This window comes from Kitasatospora humi (assembly GCF_020907985.1).
In the GTDB taxonomy this organism is placed as follows: Bacteria; Actinomycetota; Actinomycetes; order Streptomycetales; family Streptomycetaceae; genus Kitasatospora; species Kitasatospora humi.
This window is the reverse complement of record NZ_JAJJPA010000026.1, coordinates 43,629-63,304: the sequence shown is the minus strand read 5'-3', so window position 1 is coordinate 63,304 and position 19,676 is coordinate 43,629. Positions and strand designations below refer to the sequence as shown.

Below are 19,676 nucleotides of genomic sequence, written 5' to 3'. Positions count from 1 at the left end.
CAGGGCGGGGATGAGTGAGGTGTTCTTCGACATGGTGGACGGTCCCTTCATTGGATGACCCGGACGCCGCCCGCGAAGTCGTAGTCCCATACGGCGTTTTGCCGCACGTGATCACCCGGCTTGGGCGCGTTGATCATTTGGCCTCCCCCGACGTAGAGGCCGACGTGGTATATGCCGCCTTCATCCGGATTTCCGAAGAAGACCAGGTCACCCGGCTGGAGGGCGGCTACGCCGGCGGATGCGGGGATCCGCTGCCCGACGCTTGCCTGCTCGGAGGCGACACGCGGCAGATGGACACCGACCTGTGCGAACGCGTAGAGCATCAGGCCGCTGCAGTCGAACCCGAGGACCTTGGAACCGTCCTGGCCGCCCCTTGAGCAGCAGATGCCGTAGGAGGGGCCGGTCTCGCTGCCACCGCCCCAGGAGTAGGCGACGCCCTCCTGGGAGGCGGCAGCGCTGATGACCGTCTTCACCCGGTCCGAGACTGGGCCCGTCACTGGCAGGCTCGGCCCTCCCGTCGCGGTGCCCGCCCCGGCGCCGAGCTGGGTGTATTGGGTCGCCCAATTGAGGACCTCATCCACGTAGGCCTGGGACGCGTTGTAGGAGTAAACGGCGCTACGCAGCTGGTTCTGATCGGTCAGGTCGCGGCCATTACCGCACAGGTAGAGCGCGGTGGCGAGGCTCTCATCGTCTGCGTTGTTCGGGTTGGCGCTGCCCGGGTTGTCGGGGCGGACCCGGGCGGCATAGCCGGCGAAGGTGCTCGGCAGGAACTGGGTGGGGCCCACCGCCCGGTCGTACTGGGTATCGCCGTCCCACTTGCCGCCGTCCGTGTCGAAGATCGGGGTGGTATTGCCGCCCGCGCCGCTGCCGTCCAGCCGCGGCCCGAGGATCGAGGGGGTGATGAGGCCGTCGTCGGCAATGGCGTGGCCGGCGGCGTTGTCCGACTCCACCTTCGCTATCCCGGCGACCAGCTCCCAGGTCATGCCCTTGCAGCCGGGCACCATGGTGGACATCAACCCGGCGGCCCGGACGTAGGCGGTCATCATGCGGGGCGCGATGCCGCCAACCGAGGCCACCGGTGAAGTGGCGCTCGGGTCGGCCGGCTCCACCTCGCTCACGATCACGAGAGCGGGCACCAGGATGGCGAACAGCACGCCCAGGCATCCGAGCTTCCGCAGAGCCTTGAGCGGATTCACAGGTCCTCCCGCTCGATGAAGCGCGGCTCGGCCCCGCTCAGGTCCACCCACACACCGCCGTTCTCGACGAACTTGCGGGCATGCTCGTCCAGAGAACTCGCGTCTTCGGCGCTCGAGCGGGCGTAACCGAGTTCACGGCGCATACGTAGTGCTTCCAGGGACGTTCCGCTGGGCTCGCGTAGCACCGCCGGGCTTACCCGGCGCAGCACCTCAGGTGCCATGGCGGCGGACGTCTCCGGGACGGACTCCGCGAGGATCTCGCCGGTGGACGGGTCCACCACCATTCCCTCGTCCGTCACGATCGTGGACGGGGAGACGATGACGCCTGGCCCCAGGGCCCCGCGCAGGTCGGCTGGCCCGGTGTCGCCCTCGCTCGAGCGGAACACCACGCGTTCGGCGTCGTCGCTCTCGTCCGGGCGCGGTTCCGCTGCGCGGCCGGCGTGCAGCACCGCCTCGATGGCGGTGTCCGGACCGACCTCATAGAAGGGGTACTCGTCGCCCCGTTCGCGCGCGTGCTCCCACGGCTCGCCAAAGTGGCTGTACCGGGGGCGCTCGGGGACGGCGGCCTCGGTGTCGGTCACATCCACGCCGTGCAGCAGGTGGGCGGCGACCAGCGGACCGGCGAGGTCCTGGCCGTGCACGCGGCCCAGCGTGGCGGCCGCATAGTAGGCGTTGTTGTAGCCGGACTTGACGGTGTTGTAGCTGCCCTTGGCGAACTTCCCAGCCGTTTTGACGTCGCCGGCCCAGTCCTTGAGGCCCGCCTTCTCGTCGCCCCACCAGGACTTCGCGACCCCGCCGTAGTGCGCGGCCTGCTTGTCGATCCGGTTCCACACCCGGTCCTTGGCGCGATGCATGCGCTCCCAGCTGGCGGGCAGGCCTACGGTGGCGTCGAAGCCGAGCTTTCCGGCCTGGCCCGCCCGGATCGCCAGGCGCCCGACCCGGGTACCCAGCAGCCGGTTGTGCACGGTGTGGCCGAACGGGGTCAGGTCGTCCTTCGGATCGTGCAGGACCTCGCCGGTCTTGCCGTCCACGACCATCGGACCCTTGCCGCCCTCGGGCTTCATCCGCTTAGCGAGCTGCTCGGGCGACAGCGGGCTACCGACGAGCAGGTGGTGAGCGGCGCGGCCGGGCAGCGCGAGCGCGGACAGGCCCCGGCGCAGCTCTCCCGCGGTGCCAGCCACCATCGTGCCCGCGCTCATCGACCCGAGGCCCGGATCGGCCAGCGCTCCGAGGCCGTCGGCGATGCGGGCCCTGCGCAGCATCGCGGCGTGCGCAAGGGAGCCGCCGCCGAACAGGCCGCCGCCGAACCCCAGCCCCAGACCCCCGCCGGCTCCCGCGCCGCCGAAGCCGCCGCCGGGAGACAGGGTGCCCATGGCCTGAGACATCGCCAGGCCCAGCCGGGACTCCTCCCCCGACATCGCCGAGCCACCGACCCTCGCGTAGCGCATACGTGCCGCGAAACGGTCGCCCACCCGGCCGGCGGCGGCGAAGATCCGGCGGTGGAAGACCAGGACCACCAGCGCGAACCCATCCAAAATGAACAGCCTTTGGATCATGACAGTCTGCTGGTTGGAGTTGAGGATCCCGTCGGCGCCCAAGGCGAACAGCGGGAGCATCACGGAGATCGCAAACTCGCTGACCGCACCCGTCATAAAGATCCCGAGCCACTTCCAGACGGCGGACCTGTTGCCACCCGGCAGCATGGCCCAGATCAGGGCCACGGGCGTCATCGTGGCGGCGATGACATCTGCGAACTGACAGCCCAAGTGGATCAAGGCCATCCCGAGAACGACGATCGCCACGATCAGCACGGCCAGCAGTACCAGGGCCACCCCACCGACCCGGTCCCAGTCGCTGTTGACGGCGAAGTTCTCGATGTCTTTCCCCTCCTTGCCGTGTGACCCCAGTTCCTTCTTCAGCTCGTCCCAGGAGGAGTCGCCCTGGCTGCATAGGACGCAGTTACCGCAGTAGGAGTCCGAGCCGGGTAGCGGCAGGACGTCGCCACAGTTGCCCTTGCTGCCCTGGATCTGCCCGTGGATCCAGCGATTGTGGACGTCGGCGAGCCAGCTGCCCTTCGCTGGGATCTGCCCGTACTGCAGCAGCTGGTAGGGCTGGACCACGAGCGTCCGGGTCAATACGACCCGCATCGGGCAGGACGGGTCGTCCTTGTCCTGGGGTGAGGTGCAGCCAGGATCGACGCCATTGACGTTGGCGGTCATCTGGCCAACCTCGTGCGCGGCCTGCTGGCTCTGCGCGAGCGGGCCCTGCGGGCCCAGCATCGACCTGGCGCTGAGCGCGGGCATGGTGACGGCGGTGCAGATCACCAAGGTGAGCGCGATCTCTCCGAAGCCGCGGCCGACCTTGCCGCGCATCACCAGGATCAAGCCGAAGGCGAACGCGCCAGCCAGGAAGAGCGCGTACAGCGACAGATCGCTGCCCATGAGGGTGAAGAACCTGGTGTTCAGGGCCTGGGCGGTGCTGATCAGCGTGGAGACGATCGGGAAGTTGAACACCCAGTGCGTCACCCAGCAGATCAGACCCACCAGCAGCCGAACGAGTGCGAACCCGCCGCCGATCAGCAGGTTGCACACGTGCGACTGGATATCGGTCGCGCCCCCGCTCTCAGACTTGAGGTCGTAGGCGTCCAGCGGCGCACCCTCGGAGGACTGCACATTGAGTGGGGCGAGGATGCCGCCGGTCTCGTTGTCGCTGCCGTCGTCGGCCGAGGCCAGCTCGGCCCCCGCGAGCAGGAACAGCAGGGTCATGCCGGCGGTCATCAGGACGGTGCGCCGGCCCGGCCAGTACGCGGCCAGCCAGCAAGCCGCTGAGCGGGCCCGGCCGCGCACCGTGCGGAACAGGGTGTCGATCCGGCAGGCGGCGCCTGCCCAGCGGTTGGTTGCGGCGCTCATCGGGCACCCGCCGTCTCCAGCACCTTGGCCAGGCCGATGGGTCCGGTCTCCTTGCCGGGGGTGGTGAAGATCTTCGCGTAGCGCGGGATCCTCGGAACGATGACCTGGATCAGGCCGATCCGCCCTCGCCCGTCGTGCAGCAGCATTTCGCCGACCCGCTGCTTGTTGCCGATCGGCGAGAGGCCGGTGACGAGCTGGACCAGGACCTCGTCCTCGGAGGAGAGGTTCAGGAACGACAGGCCGCGGCGGGCCATCGCCTCGTCGCCGGTGCGCGCCAGCAGCCGGTAGGTGATCAGGCCCTGGATCGTCTCGTCCCCGAGGTCCAGCGCGTCGTGGCCGCCCAGGAACAGTCCGGCCCAGTGCTTTCGGCCGTCGTGGACCAGTTCCTTCACCAGCTCGTGACCCTCGGTGCTGCTGGTGAGCCAGTAGCACTCGTCCATGACCACCGAGCAGAACCGGGTGCGGTCCGCGAACGCGACGTGCCGGCTGATCGCGGCGATCACGTACAGGACCGCCCGGCCGATCAGGGCCTCCAGCGGCTGGGCGCGCAGCACCTCCGGCCGGGCCAGCGCCTCGCGCGGCGGAAGCGTGAGCCCGGCGGTGGTGAACACCACCAGGTCACCCGCCAGGTGATCGAGGTTCAGCGCCGGCAGGCTCGGGTCGAACAGCATCGCCGCCAGCGGCCGGTCCGAGACGGTGTGCAGCAGGTCCAGCACCTCGGCGGCCGCATCCCCGCGCGGACCGCTCTCCTGCGAGATGGCCTCCAGCTCGCGCAACACCAGGCCCATGTGCGGCTGGGGGGCGGCGGCCGCAGCCTTGACGGCGCGGCTGACCGCCGCACCCTGCAGCGACATCGGCTCCAGGCACAGCTGGAGGTTCAGGTACGACAGCGCGGCGGTCTCGCCCTGCGCCGCCGGGAGCACCCGCAGCGGATCGATGGACACCTCGGCACGCGCGGCGTCGATCACCTGGCTGCGCCCGGGGGCGGCGGTGCGGGCGAAGTCCGCCCACTCGCGCTGGGGGGTGCGGTCGATGACGATCGACCGGTGCCCGCGGTCCACGACGTCGGCCGTCAGCCGCTTCAGCAGCACGCTCTTGCCGCTGCCGAGATCGCCGATCACCGCAAGGGACGCAGCGGCGTCCCGCAACGGCGCGCCAGCCAGGTCGAGCAACACCGGCCGGGTCGTGCCGACGTCCAGGCTCTGCGCGATCATGCTGCCGGTGACGTCACCGATCTCACCGCTCGTCAGCGGCCCGCCGAGCGCGAAGTCCTCACTGAGCTGGTACTGGGTGCACTCCCGGGCCCTCCACGCCGGAGCGGCGCCGGGCAGCCCGAGGGCGAACAGCCGCTCCTGGCCGCCACGCGGGCGAATCACGCCGTAGTCCGCGCCGGACAACTTCGCCTTGAAGTTGCGGGCCCGCTCGTCGCACTCCTGCGCAGTCGGCCCCCACACGGTCAGCACCGTGCGGGACTGCACCTCGCGCTCCACACTGCTGCGCCCCAGCCGCGCCTCCTGCTCGCCGAGCGTCTCAGCCGCCCCGAACAGGCTGTCCGGCGTGCCGGTCGGGTGCGCCGCCCACTGGTCGGCCTGATCGACCAATTCGGCCTTCTTCTTGGCGATCTGCCGGCGGGCCTTGGACGACTCCACGATCGTCAGGTCGATCACCGCGTCCACCGGGTACTCCAGGCGCTCCAGCTGCGCCAGGATGTCCGCGCTGGACTCGACCACCGCCTCCGGGATCTCCTCCAAGGCCAGGTGCGCCTGGTAGCCGATCGCGTCCTCGGTCTCGACCTCCAGCCACAACCGCGACAACGCCGTGCCATCGAACCTGCTCGCCATCCAACCGCGCACCGCCGACCACAGGCTCTCACCCTGCTGGCGCTGGTCGGCCTGGGCGGCGGCGTCTCCACCCTCCAGCACCCGGACCTGCCCCAGACTCGCGTAGCTGGGGCTGCGCAGCTGCGCACCGACCAGCTTCCCGCCCCGCTGACGGCTCAGCTCGGCATCCGCCAGCAGCGGCTCGGCCTGGCCGCGGTGCACTGCGTGCTGGTGCATCCACACAATCTCGGCCGGCCGGGCCGGGCGGAACTGCAGCCCGCCGCCGAACCCGGACTCCAGCTGCCGGGCCACTCCTCTATATAGGGTCACCTCGCTCTCGGGCACCGGGGCGGCCGGCAGCCCGGCCTGCGCCTCGAAGCTGGCCCACATCGAGCCGCGGGCCTGCGCCCACTGCGCGGCCCGGCCCGGCGCCTGCAGCGGGATGGCCAGCCACAGGGTGCGCCGGTGCATCTCGCTGCCCTCCAGCATCTTCCGCGAGATGCCGGCGATCTCCGCTGCCTCGGGGTGCGCCTCCAGGTCCACACCGGCCGAGATCCGCTCGGCGACCTCCCAGGCCTCCACCCGGGCGCACAGCGAGTACAGCCGTGCGGTCCCGCTCAACGAGCGGATCAGGGCCGTGACCCGGGAGAGCACCTCTTGCCGCTCCAGCCCGGAGGCATAGCGGCTGCCGATCGGCTCGATCCGCCACACGCCCCACACCGCGCCGGACGTGGACCACAGCAGGTTGCCGTGGATGTGCCTGATTGCGACCTTCATGGCCGGTCCTCCCCCGAGGAAGTCGTGGATGCGGTGTCGGAGCGTGCCGCTGCGGCGGCGAGCATCTGCTGAAGGGGCGTCATCGCCGGCCCAGGCCGGGCCGGCCCTCGAACCTCCGGCCGGGCCTGCTGTCCAGGTGGCCTGCTGGCCGGTGCGGGACGGCGCTTCGCGGGCGGCGCCGGGGTCGGCTGGGGTGTTGTCCGCGGCGCAGCCGGGCCGGTGGCAATCGCGTCGTCAGGCGCGGGCGGTGGAACGTCGTCGGCTTCCTGGATGCCGAACCCGCCGGTCATCACAGACGGGCGCATGCTGCGCACGGCGCGGCCGCGGATCCGGCCGCGCTTGGGGGAGCCGGCCAGTGACAGGGCGTCGGCCAGGGCGGCGGCCGGTGAGCGGCCAGCGATGCGTGAGTGCCGCGCGGCCCAGATCCCGATCCCCCAGGCGACCACCGGAACGGGGCCGACCACGGGTGCCCACCAGCTCGCCGTCTTGATCAGCACGAAGGCGCCGATGCTGGCGACCGCGAGCTGCGGCGGCGTGTACGGCCCCATCGGGATCCGCCAGTCGCCCAATTTGCCCAACACCCACGGATGCCTTCTCGCGCGGGTATACGAACGGCCGATCCTGGGGCGCGCGGCGGAGCTCACAGCCGGCCCTGGAAGGCCACGGGCGGCAGCTCGTGCAGGCCCTGGACCTGGCCGGGGAGCGGGGCGTTGTTGCTGCCCGGGTCCTTGTACTCGGACTGAAACATGCTGGCGATCGAGTACCTACCGCTGAAGATCGACCAGCAGATGACCAAGCCGATCGCCCCACCGATCGCCGACTTGATGCTCATCTTGCGGATCGCGTGGACGATCAGAATCCCCGCCAGCGCGATCATCAGGCCATTGGTCACCCAGGTCAGCAGCGTGGTGGACCAGGAGTTGCCCCAGTTCTGCACCGCACCGGCCAGCGCCACCGTGCTCTGCGAATCCATTAGTTCACCCCTGCCGTGGTCGTCATCGAAGGAACCGGCGAGGGCGAGACACCCGAACCGGAAGAAGAAGAGGAAGAAGACGGAGAGGAGGGAACCGGGGCCAGCGCGGCGACCTCCCACCGACCCGCGCGAGCCCGCAGCCGAAGCGGGTAGGACAGCGGCCACGTACCGGCGGAGTCGGTCGCCAGGACCTGCGCCTGGACCTCGAGGACCGTCCCGTCCACCGGTGTGGCCGGCACCGGACCGTTGGCCCCGAGGGTGGAAAGCTCGACCTTGGAGTACGACGCGGCCGGTGCCGGGACCCGCGCGCCCGGCGACAGGTAGCGGGTGCTGTCGCCGATCCCGGTCAGATACGCCGTCAGGTAGCCGGCCACCGTTTGCTGCAGCGGGCCGCCGTTGATCACCGACCCGTACACCGTGGCGGCCGGGTCCCCCGACAGCGCTGCCGGAGCGGCCACCTGAGCCGGCGCTGCGCTGATCACCAGAGCATCCGGCGCCCCACCCGAGCCGGAAGAGCGGACCATCGAGACCGGCACCGCGAAGTACCGCACCGTCGGGACCGAGCTCTGCGCAACGCCGCTCTGCGCAGGGCTCGGGCTTTGCGCAACGCCGGTCGGCTGCGCAATCCCGCTCTGCGCAGAGCTCTGCGCACTGGAACCACTCTGCGCAGAGCTGGTCGGCAGGAGCAGCGTCGCGGCGACCGTCACCTGCCACGTGCGCGAGCCCATCGGCGAGCTGCGCACCGCGACGACCCGCTCGACGGTCGCCTGCGCACCCGAGGCAGGGCGGGGAAGATCGATGGAGGGGGCCATCGTGCGCAGCGCATCCACCTGCGGGCCGTCCTGGGAGCTGCGCAACCAGAGGTCGATGAACTCCTCCGCGTAGCCGGTCGGCGGGGCGATCACGCTCGGCGCAGCTGCCGCCGGCGGCACCGGCGCGGCCGCCGCCCCGCGGAGCGCGGCGAGCGAGAGCATCAGCGCGAGGGGGCTGGCAGTCAGCGCCGCCAAGACGCCGGCCCGGAGGGCGACGGTGCGACGCTGGGCGCGCCTCAGGTCGCCGTCCGAGGCGGTGAGAGAGGGGTCCGGCGCTGGAACGCGCCGGGAGAACAAGGGACTCAACTGGGACTCCTGGGTCGTCAGCGATTGCTGTCGGCCGAGAGAACCCCGCAGACCTTGATGAACTCCTTGATGATCAGCCGCCGGGGGATAACACCTGTGCAACGCCGCCAATCAATGCTTTGACCTGCGACTTTGTCGGCCGATCGAGAAACCTTGATGCGGGCGGCCCGTACCTTGATGGCCTCGCGGCCGCCAGGGCTGGAAAACCTTGATGGCCCGTCATGAGGCTGCGGCGGAAGCCTTGATGAAGCCGGGCTGCCTCCATCCCGCACCTTGATGACCACCCGCCCGGCCCGGATGGGAACCTTGATGCGGCCCCGGCTCGACGCCTGACACCTTGATGAGCCACCCGCACCGGTCCAGATACCTTGACGCCGCCCCGGCCGGACCTTGATGGGGAACCGGCGGGCTGGCGCACGGCGCGAGGTACTCGTTCCGACCGTCAGCCGGCCGCCAGCTCCTGGCGATCGACGACCGCCGGTTGCGCACCCGTCGGCCGGACGAGAGCCGACCGGCGCGCAGCCGCGCCCCCCTGACTTCTCGACAGCAGGCTCTCACCGTCTTACGCGTGCGCACCGACGCGAGGCCGACGCTGCGCAGCGCATCCGGCGGCGCTGCGCATGCGCAGACGAACCTCGCCCGCCTGTGCGCATGCGCAGACCCGGCGATGCGCAGCCGTCTGCGCATGCGCAACCCCAGTCCCGCTGCGCACAGTCGACCGGTCCCGTGCGCACAGTCGTCCGGTCCTGCGCAACGGCCGCCTGCCCGGCATCAAGAAGAGTCCCCGCACCTTGATCACCGCCGTGACGAAGTTGTGATCCTTCAGGGGGTCGAGCATCAAGGGGTCCGTCAAGGTCCACGGGGTTCTCTCGGGCAAGCAACCCCGCAACCCGAGGAGCCACCCGCGATGCTGACCCTTCCGCAGACCCTGCTCCCCGGCCTCGGACTGAGCCTTCCCATGCGGCTGACCGCGTTGAGCACTGCTGGCTACCTCGTTGTCGGCACGTACGCGACGGTGATCAGCGACCACACCGCCGGCTGGGGTCGCCGCTGGCGGCGGGAGATCGGCACGAGCCGGTCGGCCCTTGTCCTTGCCACCGCGGTCTGGATGCTCGCGGTCCTCCTGTGGCCGGTGCCACTGATCCGCGGAACCATTCGGACCAGGCGCAGCAAGGCCCACGCCGAGGATCTGGTCTGGCACCGTCCCATCCCGGCGCCAAGGGCGACAGTCACTGCATCTCCCACGATTCCGCAACGGCCGGCTTACCCCCCGGTGCCGCCGCGTTGGTACCGGGCCGAGTACCAGGCCGTCCGGGTCGTCCTCACGGAGGGCCGCACCGTCATCGCCCGCATCTGGGTCAGCAACCTGATCGACGACTCGCTGCTGACGTTCGGCGATGAGCACCCCTACACCCGCTGGGCCTGGGAGCTCCTGGCCGAGATCGTCCGCACCGAACTCGACAACCTCGACCGCACCGGCGCGACGCTGGAGCCGCACGGCAGCAGCGACCCGTTCGGGACCATCCTCTTCCCCAAAGGCAGCGGCTACACCGTGGTCCGCGACCTCGACAAGGTCAGCGTCTACCGCACTGGGGCCGGCCGGTGACCGACTTCCTCACCCGGCTGACCACCGGCCCTGACGGCTCCCTGGAGTGCACGGGCCTGGACTACATCGAGTTCGACGTGAGGCTCGCCCGCGACGGCTCCTGCCCGCCCGCGACCAAGGCGACCTACATGGCGCTGGCGAGCTTTGCCAACATCGAGCAGCACATCACCCTCACCCCTGAAGCCGTAGCCGACTGGTCGGACGAAGTCCGCCACGCCCTGCTGCCCTACCGCAAGACGCTGGCCGCCTGCATCGGCCGCACCACCAGGACCCTGGACCGCGCCACCGGCGACCTGGTGGCGCGCCAGTTCCTGGTCATCACCGCGCAGAGCACCCCCGGCAACCCGGCCGTCGCCGACGCGAACGTGTACCGCCTGGTCGATCGCGAGCGCTGGGCCCGCCAGCTCCTGGAACGCTCGGCTGGCGCCTCGTCCCCGGTACCGACCGGGCCGGATGGTCGGCCGCTGCCGCGCGTTCAGCGCGACCCCGGCATCGATTACGTGAAGCTGGACGCCCGCCTGGCCCGCGTCGGCGAGCGGTCCCCCAACTACAAGGCCGTCTACGCCGCGATCGCCTCCTTCGTGAACATCAACAACCGCGCGACCTCCGACCGACCGCCGACCCTGCGGGAACTGATGGCCTGTACGGGGCTCAGCCGCAGCGTCGTCTGCGAGGTCCTGCACCAGATGCGCGCCGATGGCCTGCTGCTCACCCGCGACAACTACCACCCCGAGGCCGACGGCGGCGGCCGCGCCGCCTCCTCCTACCTGCTGCTGGACGCCCGGCTCTGGCGCCGGCGGGCGGCGGCCCGCGACGACCTGGAGATGACCGCGCTGGCCGCAGGGTGGCGACACCAGCCGGACGGGGGTAGCGGGGGTAGCGGGGGTAGTGACACTACGCGGACGGGGGTGGCGACACCAGCCGGACCGGGGTGGCGACATGAGCCGGACCCCATTAAGAGAAGTAGTCAAAACCGTGGACGCGAGCTCCTCCCGGACGCCCGTAGGGCATCTACAGCGGGTAAGGCGCGCCAGCCGCGTGCGGCCGGCGCCACGAAGGGCAAGCCGGATGGCGGCTGCGCCGCGACCACGAGGAAGAAGCCGCGCATCAAGACCATCCGCACCTCGACCTCCCGTCCGGTGCCGGGTGAGGAGGAGGTGTTCGCCGTGATCGATGCTCTCCAGGTCAGCAAGCACCCGGCTCTGCGGGTTCCGCCGCTGCGCCGGGCGGTGCGCGACCTTCTTGGCGCCGGCCGGACCCCAGAGCACGCGCTGGCCCGGATCAACGAGGGCTGGTGGCGGGCGGGAGTGCCGGAGAAGATCGCCAGTGGGGAAGTCCGGGGGCCAGTCGGCTACCTCGCGACCATCCTGAGCCGGCAGGACTGTGAGCGGCCCGACTGCGAGCGGGGAACCGTCCTCGGCACCGGTGAGGAGTGCCGGGCCTGCGGACAGCGGGAGGTGGAGCGCAAGGCCGAGCACGCCCGCCAGCGCCTGGAGGCCGAGACCTGCGCCCTGGACCACGCGGCCGGCGAACCCGCCGAGCAGGTCACCACCGAGCAGCCCGGTCCAGGCCGCGCCGCAGATCCGGTGACCTGGCGGTGCCAGGCACCGGGGCCCGATGGCTTTGGTACAGGGATTTGCGGCCGTCCCGGCCGCGGCACACCGCCGGCGCTGCTCATGTGCCCGGACTGCCTGGAGTCGCTGCAGACCGCCCTCGCCGGCCGGTGAGACGCAGCGCAAGGCAGCGGGGGAGGACCAAGAACCACGAGGTGCCCGGCACGACGCGTGCCGGGCACCCTCTGCTGTCAGGGCTGATGAGACCTCACATCGAACGCTCGATCCGAACGTCGCGGGCCTGACGCGGGCTCAGGTGGTCAGGGTTCCCACAGCCTTGGCCCACGGGTAGGCGTCCAGGTCCCCCTGGCGCGGAGGGTGAGGGGTGAAGCCGCCGTCCCCGAGCATCACCGTGACCCCGTAGCTCCGCAGGGCTTCCACACTGCGGTCGAATGCCGGGTGCGCGGCCTGGGCGTTGTTGCAGTACGGCAGCGCCGTCAGCGGCAACCTCAGACCGATCGCCTCGGTGATCAGCCCGAGCGCCAAGGTGTCGCTGATCCCGTTGGCCCACTTGTTGATCGTGTTGCTGGTAGCCGGCGCAACCAGCATCGCGTCAGCGGATGGCAGGAGGTCCTCGTCCTGCGGCATCTTGTACTCGCTGCGCACTGGGTGGCCGGTCAGTTTCTCCAGGTCGTGGATGTCGTCCGCCAGCCAGCGCCGGGAGGAGGGGGTCAGGACCAGGCAGACATCCCAGCCGGCATCCTGGCCTGCCTGGATGCCGGATCGAATCCGCAGGGCAGGCGGTGCCGCGCAGGCGACCAGGTAGAGCACGGGGAGTTGAGTCATGCGGGCAGTCCACAGCGCGTGGCGAGCGCGCGCAAGCGCCCCTCGTCGGAACCAGCCACCAGCATCCGCAGATCCCGCACCAACTGGTGGGTGCGAGGCCGGCACCGCACCTCTTCTGGTGCCTCGCGCTCAGCGTCCAGCAGGGTCTCCAGCGCCTGGGCAGGCTGGCCGCTCTGCATCCGCGCCCGGGAGAGGTCAACCAGAAACAGGGCGCGGCGCTCTCGGGGAAGCGCCTGCCAGCGGTGCGGCGCGATGGACCTCGCCACAGCGACTGCCTTCGACCCCTCCCCCAACGCCACCAGGCAGGCGACGGAGTGGAAAGCGCAGTTGGTCGGCCCGAACGCGGTCCACAGCACGTTGTCGTCCCCACCCAGGCGTTCGGCGCTCTCGCCCGCGGCATCGAGCAGGTCGGTGACCATGGTGGACGATCCGAGCGTCGCTGCGCCCACCGCCCCTTTCAGGTGCAGCATGCCGAGCATGGTCACGCCCTGGGGCCCGCGCTCGACCAAATCGACCTCCAGCCGCTCGGCCATGGCGCCGGCCAGCTGAACGCCGATGGCAGCGCGGTCTTGATGGGTCATCGCGTCTACCAGGTGACGGGCGGCACCGGCCATCGCCACCGGGTCATCGGAGCGGTCGGCCGTGGTCATCGCCCGGTCGGCAGCCATCGCGGCGAGCACCGGATCCCCGTACTTCACCGCGACCGCCACCACCAACTGGTAGGCCAGCGACTGCAACGAGAACGCTGCTTGTCTCGCGCCGGGCTCTGCAGTCGCTGATGTCGCCGCAGCTTCGGAGATCAGGGGAGGCAGCACCCGTCCCAGTGAGGCGAAGCGGGCGTACTGAAAGGCGGTCCAGCCGTAGGCGACGTTGCGCCGAAGCCGATCCACGTCAGGCCGGAACGTGTCCACCACCAGTCCTGGTAGCAGAACGTCGGGCGACAGCAGGGCTGCCCGGATGGCGGAGATCTCGGTGGAGTCCAGACACTGCGCCGCAGACGTCAGGGGATTGTTGCTGAGCAGGTCCTCGACCCGGACCTGGAGCGCTGCGGCGAACTTCTCCACCAGGGAGACGCGCGGGTCGTTCTGCCGCTCACCCCTCTCGATGTCTTGCACGCCGCGCTGGCTCATGCCGACCAGCCGGCCCAGCTGCTCCTGGGTGTGACCCCGGCGCACACGCCAGTAGGCGATCCTGCGCCCGATCCCGCCGGCGTCCATGGAATCGACCTTCCGTCACAAGGCACGCACTTTGCGTGTCCTGGCCCCGTTGTAGTCGTCCTACGGTGCTCGGGTAGGTGTTTTCCCCGACTTCGGAGCCCGAAGAATGAACGACACGGGGCCGAAGGCGTGCTGCTGTCCGCAGCGTCTGTGGCCGGACAGCCGAAGGGGGCGGGAACCCGCGGTACGAAACCGCAGTTCCCGCCCCCTTGGCTGTCCCGGAGTGCTGCTACACCTCGAGCTGCCGGGCGAAGTCCGCGAACGCCGCCCAACCGAGCCGGCTGACGATGAGCGTCGGACCGTCAGGGTCCTTCGAGTCGCCTACCTCGACGTGATCCGCCTCGGTGCGGGCGCGGCGCCAGCGAACGCAGCTGCCGTTCTGACCGCTGTAGGAGCTGGTGGTCCACTCGTCCGGTGCCTGACGAGGGGGGCGGTGCGGCATGTCGGTCCTTCCGGGGTTGAGCTGGTCTTACAGGGCGCGGACGTGATCTTCGAGGAAGGTCCGCGACGCGCTCGGGTCGAGCGCGAGCTTGGTGAGCTGGTCAGCAGCGCGGCCGTACACGTCAAGAGAGTCCTGATCGTCGATGTAGGCGGTGGTGACCAGGTTCTCGACAGCGGCGAGTCGGCCGCCGTCCGGGAAGTCGAGGAGTGTGAAGGCGCCATCCAGCCCTACGTGGGGGCGTCCCAGCGGGAGAATCCGCAGCTCAACGTCCTGACGGGTGAGCAGGTGCGCGATCTGCTCCCGCATCACATCGGGGCCGCCTACGACGGTTTGCAGCGCGGCGGCGCCGAGGATGACGGTGAGCTTGTTGGTGACCGCGCGCTGGCGCTTCATGCGGACGGTGACCATCGAGGCCACGCGCTCCTTGCCGCCTTGCACCACATCGTCGCCCGAGAGCATCAGATGTTCGGCGTAGCGCTCGGTCTGCAGGCGGCCGTGCACCAGCAGCGGTTCCCAGGCCCACACCGCCGATGCGTCCTGCTCCAGTCCGAGGAAGTCGCGCAGGGCAGGAGCGAGCGCATAGGTCTGCCACCAGCCGGGCAGCGCGAGGTTCTCGACCATCGCTTCCAGCGCTACACGCAGCGCGTGGTCCCGGACCTCGTAGATGTCGAGCAGTGTGCGCAGCAGCTCCACATCGAGGGCTACCCGCCCCGACTCGACGCGGTTGATCTTGTCCGGGCCTACGCCGGCCGCGGCGGCGACGGCTCGCTGGGTCAGCTTGCGCTGCTCGCGAAGCTGGCGCAGGCCTCCGCCGAAACGTGCGCGGCGATATGTCGCATCGCTCGTGGCCACGGTGCTGTCCCTCCTGCAGGTGTGCGTCACAGTCTGCCGTGTCCCGGTGCGGGGCCGGATAGGCATGGTCGATTGCAGCTATGACGGCCCGTCACGATCGGCCGCAGATGCGACGTTTGATTCAGCATAAGGTCGCGAAATCGCGACTGGCACAGTTGACGAGTCGCGATTTCGCGAGGACAGTTGGTTGTGCTTGCTTTGAGTGATCACATGATCGCCAAGGGCGATCTGTGCTGCTGTCATGCCTGACCGAGTCCGCGACGGCTGGAGAGCCCGTGCACCCCACAACACAGCTGCCGCAGGCGCCCGCCCCGCTTTCGCCCGGGCCGGCCCCGATCTTCCAGCCGAACCCCGGCGCACAGTGGCTCCTCAGTGAGCAGGAGAACCTCGCCTCCTGCGTGGCGGCCTGGCGGATACCTCACGGCCTGGCTCCGATCCACCCCGGCGCTCGCCGGTACTGGGAAGCGATCCGCGTACCGGCGGAGCTCGGCGAGAGTGCACTGCAGCTACTACTGGCTGACGGCACGAAGCCGGGGCCAGTCTTGGCTGACGGCAGGTCCGTGACCTTCCTGGTGCCGCCGTTGCACCACCCGTGGGGCGTACTCCTGACCGGCATCGCCGCGACGGCCACCGGACCCTTCAACTGGGGCGAACTCCTGACCACTCACCTCGGTGACGGCAGCGAACCCCTGTTGTGCCCGCAACCCGGCTTCCTCCACCGCAAAGGCCCGAAATGGTGGGTCGAACCGGACGGCACAGGCACCCTCACCTTCACTGGACGGCTCGCCGCTGCGTTGAGCACCGCGTTCCAGGCGATCGACAAGCGGAACGACCGGCCCCGCCCGCAGAACCGTCCCAACGCCCGGCCAACCGCGCCGGCCAACTTCGCCGCCTTCGTCCGGCGGCAGCCCAGCACCGCGGAGGCGTCATGACCCCCACCGTCCAGCTCGCCGCTCGTCCGAGCCACCCGCACACCTGGATCCACCGCCGCGAGAACCTGACCGGGCGGGACGTGGCCCGGCTGCGCACCGACGTCGTCACCCACTGCCGCGACGCCTTGGAGACGCAGGGCCGCGCGGTGGATGCTGACGCCCTCGACTGGGTCGAGCTGGTCGCCAGCGAGGTCATCGGCAACGTGGTGCGCCACGTCGGCGCGTTGAGCGCGATGACGCTGCACGTCCAGGTGGACCCTGAGGCCGACGAAGTCCTGCTCGTCGTCTTCGACGCCAGCAACCGCGAGCCGAAGGTGAACCCGGCCGCCCCGGGCCAGGAGGACGGCGGCCTCGGGCTCGGCATCGTGCACCGTATCAGCGGCGACCGGTGGGGCTCAACGCCAGTCCCCAATGGCAAGTGCGTCTGGGTGTACTGCCCCCTCGTCAGCACCAGCCCGGCCGCGGCCATCTGACCAAGCCGGGCCACTCGCGACCGCGTGGTCCACCTGGCACTCGTAACCGACCCCGACCCGAAGCAGGCGAGCAGGACGTTGAAGGCCAACCAGCGATTCCCGAACACGGAACGCGCGGCCGCCATGGCGCCAGCACGATGGCTGGCCGATACCCTCGGCCCCGGCCAGGGCGCCCGGACGGCCCTCAGCTGGGCCGGCGATCCCAATCTGCTCGTGCCCGTCCCGACCGGGATCGGCTGGAACGCCGTCCAGCTCGCCGCTGGCACCGGCCTGCCCCTGCTCGACGCCCTTCTGCGCGGGCACGCGCCTCATCGTGTCGGCCCGGTGCTCTACGACACCAGGACCGAGCAGACCTACTGGCTCACCACACCCAACGCCGAGACCTGGTGGGGCGAGCCGCACCCGCAAGCCCGCCTGCTGCCCACCGGGACCTCGATAGAGATGCCCTCCCCAACGCCGAGCACCGGAGATGGCCTCAGCGCCGCCTCCGTGCGGTGGGCGCACCTGCTTGCCGCCAACGGCACGCTCTCCTCCGCCCGCTGGCTGCACAACATCCTGTTCGACCAAACCACCGGCTCCGGCCGCGCCCACCCGGCCCGCCTGCCGCAGCAATGGCCCCCGCCCCTCCCGGGCGCCGGCTGAACCCACCACGGCCGCAACACCTTCCCGTCGGCACCACCGTCACCTTCGCCGCCTGATCGAGGACCCCATGCTCGACCCCTTCACGGCCACCCGTACCCGCATTGAGCGGATCGACGGACGGTTCACCCTGCACCGTTCGGTCAGCTATCACGGCAGCGCCGGCCAAGCCCTGCGCCACCTGCTGCGGCACAACTGGGTCGGAAGCCTGGACACCCAGGCCTTCCATAGCGCCTGCTTCACGCTCAACCTCGGCCAGCAGCTTCGACGGGTCCGGAGGACCGCGCAGGCCACGGTCACCGTGACCGTGGCCCTCACCACCCCACACTCCCTGTTGCGCACCGGCCGGCGATCGGACGGGGAGCGGCGCGGCCAGCTACGCCGACCCGGGACGACCGCCGCGCAACGGTGGTCCGCGCGCACCGGCGACCGCGAGCTGGGCGGCCAGCAGCGGTGACCGGCTCCTCCTATACGGACCGGATCGACACCGCCTACCAGGCCGGCACCTCCCTGGCTGCCATCGCGGCCGACCTGGGCACCGGCAGGCGGGCGGTCTCCCACTGGATGGGCACCTGGAACATCCGCCGGCGTACCCGGGAGGAGACCGGACGCCTCTTTCACCAACCGGCCACGTCGCTCAGCCGCGGCGCCGAACCGTCCCGGCCAGGCACCGGCGAGATCGCCTGGACGCGCCTGGCCTCTTCGCACTGCCAGACCTGCCGAACCCTCGCGGTCCGCCGCCAGCGCGCCCGGGCTCGCCACGACCCGACCACGGTGGCGGCCTGCGAGGAGGAACTCGACCTGCACCGGCGCGCCCACCCGCGCCGAACCGGCAGCCGACACCCGTCCCGACCTCCTTCCTGCATGGAAGACCCGACCAGAACCGAGGAACCGTGAGCCAACCCCTTCCCGCCGTGGGGCCCCAAGCCTCCGCGCCGGCGCCCGCCCGTGCCGACGGCACCCTGCCCGAGTCCGTCACCCGGCAGATCTGCTCCGGCTGCCGCGTCCTTCAGATCGGCGCCAACAGCGAACTCACCCGCCAGCTCTGCGCCCTGATCGGCGACGCGGCGCTGCTGTCGGTCCAGAAGGACCTGGCCGGTGTTGAGAGCGTCCGGGCACCGCTGGGACCGCGCGGCCGGAACCTTGGCCTGGCGGATGTACAGGTAGGCGACCTCGCCGATGGCCGTCCGGACGCCGCCCCGTACGACCTGATCGTTTCCAGCGTCGCCGTCCGGGGGCTTCCGCAGTCGTGGCTGGCCCAGTTGGCCGGCCGCGGTGCTCTCGTCGTGCCCTACGCCCTCGGCGGCCGCCACCCGTGGGTGGTCGTCCGGAACCGCCGCGAAGGCAGCTTGCGGGCGAGACTGATCGACCTCGGCGAGGACGGCTGGCCCGAACCGGTGGCCGGCCCGTTCTACCCCGATGGCGGCTCCACCCCGGCCAGCCGCCCGCCATTGCCCGCGGCCGACCCCGCCGCCCGGTACTTCAGCACCGTGCCCATTCTGACGGGGAACCAGTGGGGGGACCTGTGGGCGTACATGGCGACCCACCGCCCCGACCTGGTCACCGTCGCCATGGTGACCGGCCGCGAGTTGTACTGGGGACCGACGCTCGCGCTGGTCAGCGGAGAGCACGCCGTCTACGTCCGCCCGGACGCGCTGTGGGCCACCAGCAGCCGCATCGCCGCCGAACGTCTCGTGGAGACGGCGAAGAAGCTGATCCTCCACTGGGGGTGGGCCCACCGCCCGAAGCTGGCTTGGTGGACCGCCGGACTCAAGCCCGCCGCGAAGCCCGAAGACGGACTCGTGCACCTGGAGGGGTGGGCGCAGAGTCCTATCGTGATCACGGGCTCCACGTCCTGACGCGCACACAACGGCTCGGGGCCGCAGGAACCGGTACTTCCCGGTTCCTGCGGCCCCGACGACGTTGGGCGCCGTTGGCTCAGCTCGCGCTCTCGTCTCGGGCGAGCGCTGTCGAAGCCAACTGGAGGACCTCGCTCCAGGAGGCGTTGCCCGCCATGAGGGCGTCCCTGACGGCGTCCGCGACCGCGTGGGCCTGAACGGCGAGCAGATCCTCCAGAGTGACCAGCTCGCCGTAGCTGTCCTGTCCGGTGACGATGACCCGGCCCGGCAGGAAGTAGGTGGAGTCGTAGGTGATGTCCATGCCGCGCCAGGCGCAGGCCACTGCGGTGGCGAGGAAGTTCGGCGGCAGGCCCTGCTGGATACCGTTGTCGTGAGCCCACATCACCGCGCGGCGGTGGTAGCAACCGGGTGCGGGGCTGCCCGACAGCCGGGCGGTGATCGCGTGATGGTGGTCGTCGGCAGGG

Annotated in this window: 20 protein-coding genes; 8 read left to right on the top strand and 12 right to left on the bottom strand. The window is 70.6% G+C overall.

Features of this window, described 5'->3' with window-relative positions; genetic code table 11:
- Positions 1-47 precede the first annotated feature (47 nt).
- The 7 genes from LN042_RS23225 to LN042_RS23195 all read right to left on the bottom strand — a co-directional run bounded on the left by LN042_RS23225 (position 48) and on the right by LN042_RS23195 (position 9,077).
- Positions 48-1,196, bottom strand: coding sequence for a C40 family peptidase (locus LN042_RS23225; RefSeq protein ID WP_230053254.1), 1,149 nt, complete (start codon positions 1,194-1,196; stop codon positions 48-50).
- On the bottom strand, positions 1,193-4,105 hold the full coding sequence (locus LN042_RS23220; RefSeq protein WP_230053253.1) for a hypothetical protein: 2,913 nt from the start codon (positions 4,103-4,105) through the stop codon (positions 1,193-1,195). Before LN042_RS23220 ends, LN042_RS23225 begins: the two co-directional genes overlap by 4 nt.
- On the bottom strand, positions 4,102-6,702 hold the full coding sequence (locus tag LN042_RS23215; protein ID WP_230053252.1) for an ATP-binding protein: 2,601 nt from the start codon (positions 6,700-6,702) through the stop codon (positions 4,102-4,104). The genes LN042_RS23220 and LN042_RS23215 overlap by 4 nt, the downstream gene beginning before the upstream one ends.
- On the bottom strand, positions 6,699-7,283 hold the full coding sequence (locus tag LN042_RS23210) for a hypothetical protein (protein WP_230053251.1): 585 nt from the start codon (positions 7,281-7,283) through the stop codon (positions 6,699-6,701). The genes LN042_RS23215 and LN042_RS23210 overlap by 4 nt, the downstream gene beginning before the upstream one ends.
- 59 nt (positions 7,284-7,342) lie before the next feature.
- Positions 7,343-7,675, bottom strand: a complete 333-nt coding sequence (locus LN042_RS23205; protein WP_230053250.1) for a hypothetical protein — start codon at positions 7,673-7,675, stop codon at positions 7,343-7,345.
- On the bottom strand, positions 7,675-8,580 hold the full coding sequence (locus LN042_RS23200) for a conjugal transfer protein (protein WP_230053249.1): 906 nt from the start codon (positions 8,578-8,580) through the stop codon (positions 7,675-7,677). Before LN042_RS23200 ends, LN042_RS23205 begins: the two co-directional genes overlap by 1 nt.
- A gap of 230 nt (positions 8,581-8,810) precedes the next feature.
- Positions 8,811-9,077: a hypothetical protein gene (locus LN042_RS23195; protein ID WP_230053248.1), complete on the bottom strand. Its 267-nt coding sequence runs from the start codon at positions 9,075-9,077 to the stop codon at positions 8,811-8,813.
- 623 nt (positions 9,078-9,700) lie between these two features.
- On the opposite strand from LN042_RS23195, the gene LN042_RS23190 reads away from it, so the two are divergent.
- Both LN042_RS23190 and LN042_RS23185 read left to right on the top strand, forming a co-directional pair.
- Complete coding sequence (locus tag LN042_RS23190; RefSeq protein WP_230053247.1) at positions 9,701-10,399, top strand: hypothetical protein; 699 nt, start codon at positions 9,701-9,703, stop codon at positions 10,397-10,399.
- The gene (locus LN042_RS23185; RefSeq protein ID WP_230053246.1) at positions 10,396-12,126 is read left to right on the top strand and encodes a helix-turn-helix domain-containing protein; all 1,731 of its coding nucleotides are present in this window, start codon (positions 10,396-10,398) and stop codon (positions 12,124-12,126) included. Before LN042_RS23190 ends, LN042_RS23185 begins: the two co-directional genes overlap by 4 nt.
- 138 nt (positions 12,127-12,264) lie before the next feature.
- On the opposite strand, the gene LN042_RS23180 is transcribed toward LN042_RS23185, so the two are convergent.
- From LN042_RS23180 to LN042_RS23165, 4 genes are all read right to left on the bottom strand, one after another.
- Entirely contained in the window at positions 12,265-12,798 is a 534-nt protein-coding gene (locus LN042_RS23180; protein ID WP_230053245.1) for a flavoprotein, read from the bottom strand.
- Positions 12,795-14,015, bottom strand: a complete 1,221-nt coding sequence (locus tag LN042_RS23175) for a helix-turn-helix transcriptional regulator (protein ID WP_230053244.1) — start codon at positions 14,013-14,015, stop codon at positions 12,795-12,797. The genes LN042_RS23180 and LN042_RS23175 overlap by 4 nt, the downstream gene beginning before the upstream one ends.
- Positions 14,016-14,244: 229 nt before the next feature.
- A complete protein-coding gene (locus tag LN042_RS23170; RefSeq protein ID WP_230053243.1) occupies positions 14,245-14,457 on the bottom strand; it encodes a DUF397 domain-containing protein in 213 nt (70 codons plus the stop codon).
- A gap of 27 nt (positions 14,458-14,484) precedes the next feature.
- Entirely contained in the window at positions 14,485-15,309 is an 825-nt protein-coding gene (locus LN042_RS23165; RefSeq protein WP_230053242.1) for a helix-turn-helix domain-containing protein, read from the bottom strand.
- Positions 15,310-15,707: 398 nt separating this feature from the next.
- Between LN042_RS23165 and LN042_RS23160 the strand changes: the two genes are divergently transcribed.
- The 6 genes from LN042_RS23160 (at position 15,708) to LN042_RS23135 (ending at position 19,212) form a co-directional block, all read left to right on the top strand.
- Positions 15,708-16,241: a hypothetical protein gene (locus LN042_RS23160; protein ID WP_230053241.1), complete on the top strand. Its 534-nt coding sequence runs from the start codon at positions 15,708-15,710 to the stop codon at positions 16,239-16,241.
- Positions 16,238-16,714 carry an ATP-binding protein gene (locus LN042_RS23155; RefSeq protein ID WP_230053240.1) on the top strand — a complete coding sequence of 159 codons (477 nt, stop codon included), beginning with the start codon at positions 16,238-16,240 and terminating at the stop codon, positions 16,712-16,714. The genes LN042_RS23160 and LN042_RS23155 overlap by 4 nt, the downstream gene beginning before the upstream one ends.
- Before the next feature lie 123 nt (positions 16,715-16,837).
- Positions 16,838-17,356 carry a hypothetical protein gene (locus LN042_RS23150; protein WP_230053239.1) on the top strand — a complete coding sequence of 173 codons (519 nt, stop codon included), beginning with the start codon at positions 16,838-16,840 and terminating at the stop codon, positions 17,354-17,356.
- A 67-nt stretch (positions 17,357-17,423) separates the two neighbouring features.
- Entirely contained in the window at positions 17,424-17,810 is a 387-nt protein-coding gene (locus tag LN042_RS23145) for a hypothetical protein (RefSeq protein WP_230053238.1), read from the top strand.
- Entirely contained in the window at positions 17,807-18,250 is a 444-nt protein-coding gene (locus LN042_RS23140) for a hypothetical protein (protein ID WP_230053237.1), read from the top strand. Before LN042_RS23145 ends, LN042_RS23140 begins: the two co-directional genes overlap by 4 nt.
- On the top strand, positions 18,247-19,212 hold the full coding sequence (locus tag LN042_RS23135; protein ID WP_230053236.1) for a hypothetical protein: 966 nt from the start codon (positions 18,247-18,249) through the stop codon (positions 19,210-19,212). Before LN042_RS23140 ends, LN042_RS23135 begins: the two co-directional genes overlap by 4 nt.
- Before the next feature lie 79 nt (positions 19,213-19,291).
- Here the strand turns inward: LN042_RS23135 and LN042_RS23130 are convergent, their stop codons facing one another.
- Positions 19,292-19,597, bottom strand: coding sequence for a hypothetical protein (locus LN042_RS23130; protein WP_230053235.1), 306 nt, complete (start codon positions 19,595-19,597; stop codon positions 19,292-19,294).
- Positions 19,598-19,676: the final 79 nt, after the last annotated feature.

Coding starts and splice junctions, on each gene's coding strand:
- LN042_RS23170 (WP_230053243.1), bottom strand. CDS start 14,457: ATGCCGCACCGCCCCCCTCGTCAGGCACCGGACGAGTGGACCACCAGC.
- LN042_RS23220 (WP_230053253.1), bottom strand. CDS start 4,105: ATGAGCGCCGCAACCAACCGCTGGGCAGGCGCCGCCTGCCGGATCGAC.
- LN042_RS23175 (WP_230053244.1), bottom strand. CDS start 14,015: ATGGACGCCGGCGGGATCGGGCGCAGGATCGCCTACTGGCGTGTGCGC.
- LN042_RS23215 (WP_230053252.1), bottom strand. CDS start 6,702: ATGAAGGTCGCAATCAGGCACATCCACGGCAACCTGCTGTGGTCCACG.
- LN042_RS23145 (WP_230053238.1), top strand. CDS start 17,424: ATGCTCGACCCCTTCACGGCCACCCGTACCCGCATTGAGCGGATCGAC.
- LN042_RS23155 (WP_230053240.1), top strand. CDS start 16,238: ATGACCCCCACCGTCCAGCTCGCCGCTCGTCCGAGCCACCCGCACACC.
- LN042_RS23190 (WP_230053247.1), top strand. CDS start 9,701: ATGCTGACCCTTCCGCAGACCCTGCTCCCCGGCCTCGGACTGAGCCTT.
- LN042_RS23205 (WP_230053250.1), bottom strand. CDS start 7,675: ATGGATTCGCAGAGCACGGTGGCGCTGGCCGGTGCGGTGCAGAACTGG.
- LN042_RS23180 (WP_230053245.1), bottom strand. CDS start 12,798: ATGACTCAACTCCCCGTGCTCTACCTGGTCGCCTGCGCGGCACCGCCT.
- LN042_RS23150 (WP_230053239.1), top strand. CDS start 16,838: ATGGCGCCAGCACGATGGCTGGCCGATACCCTCGGCCCCGGCCAGGGC.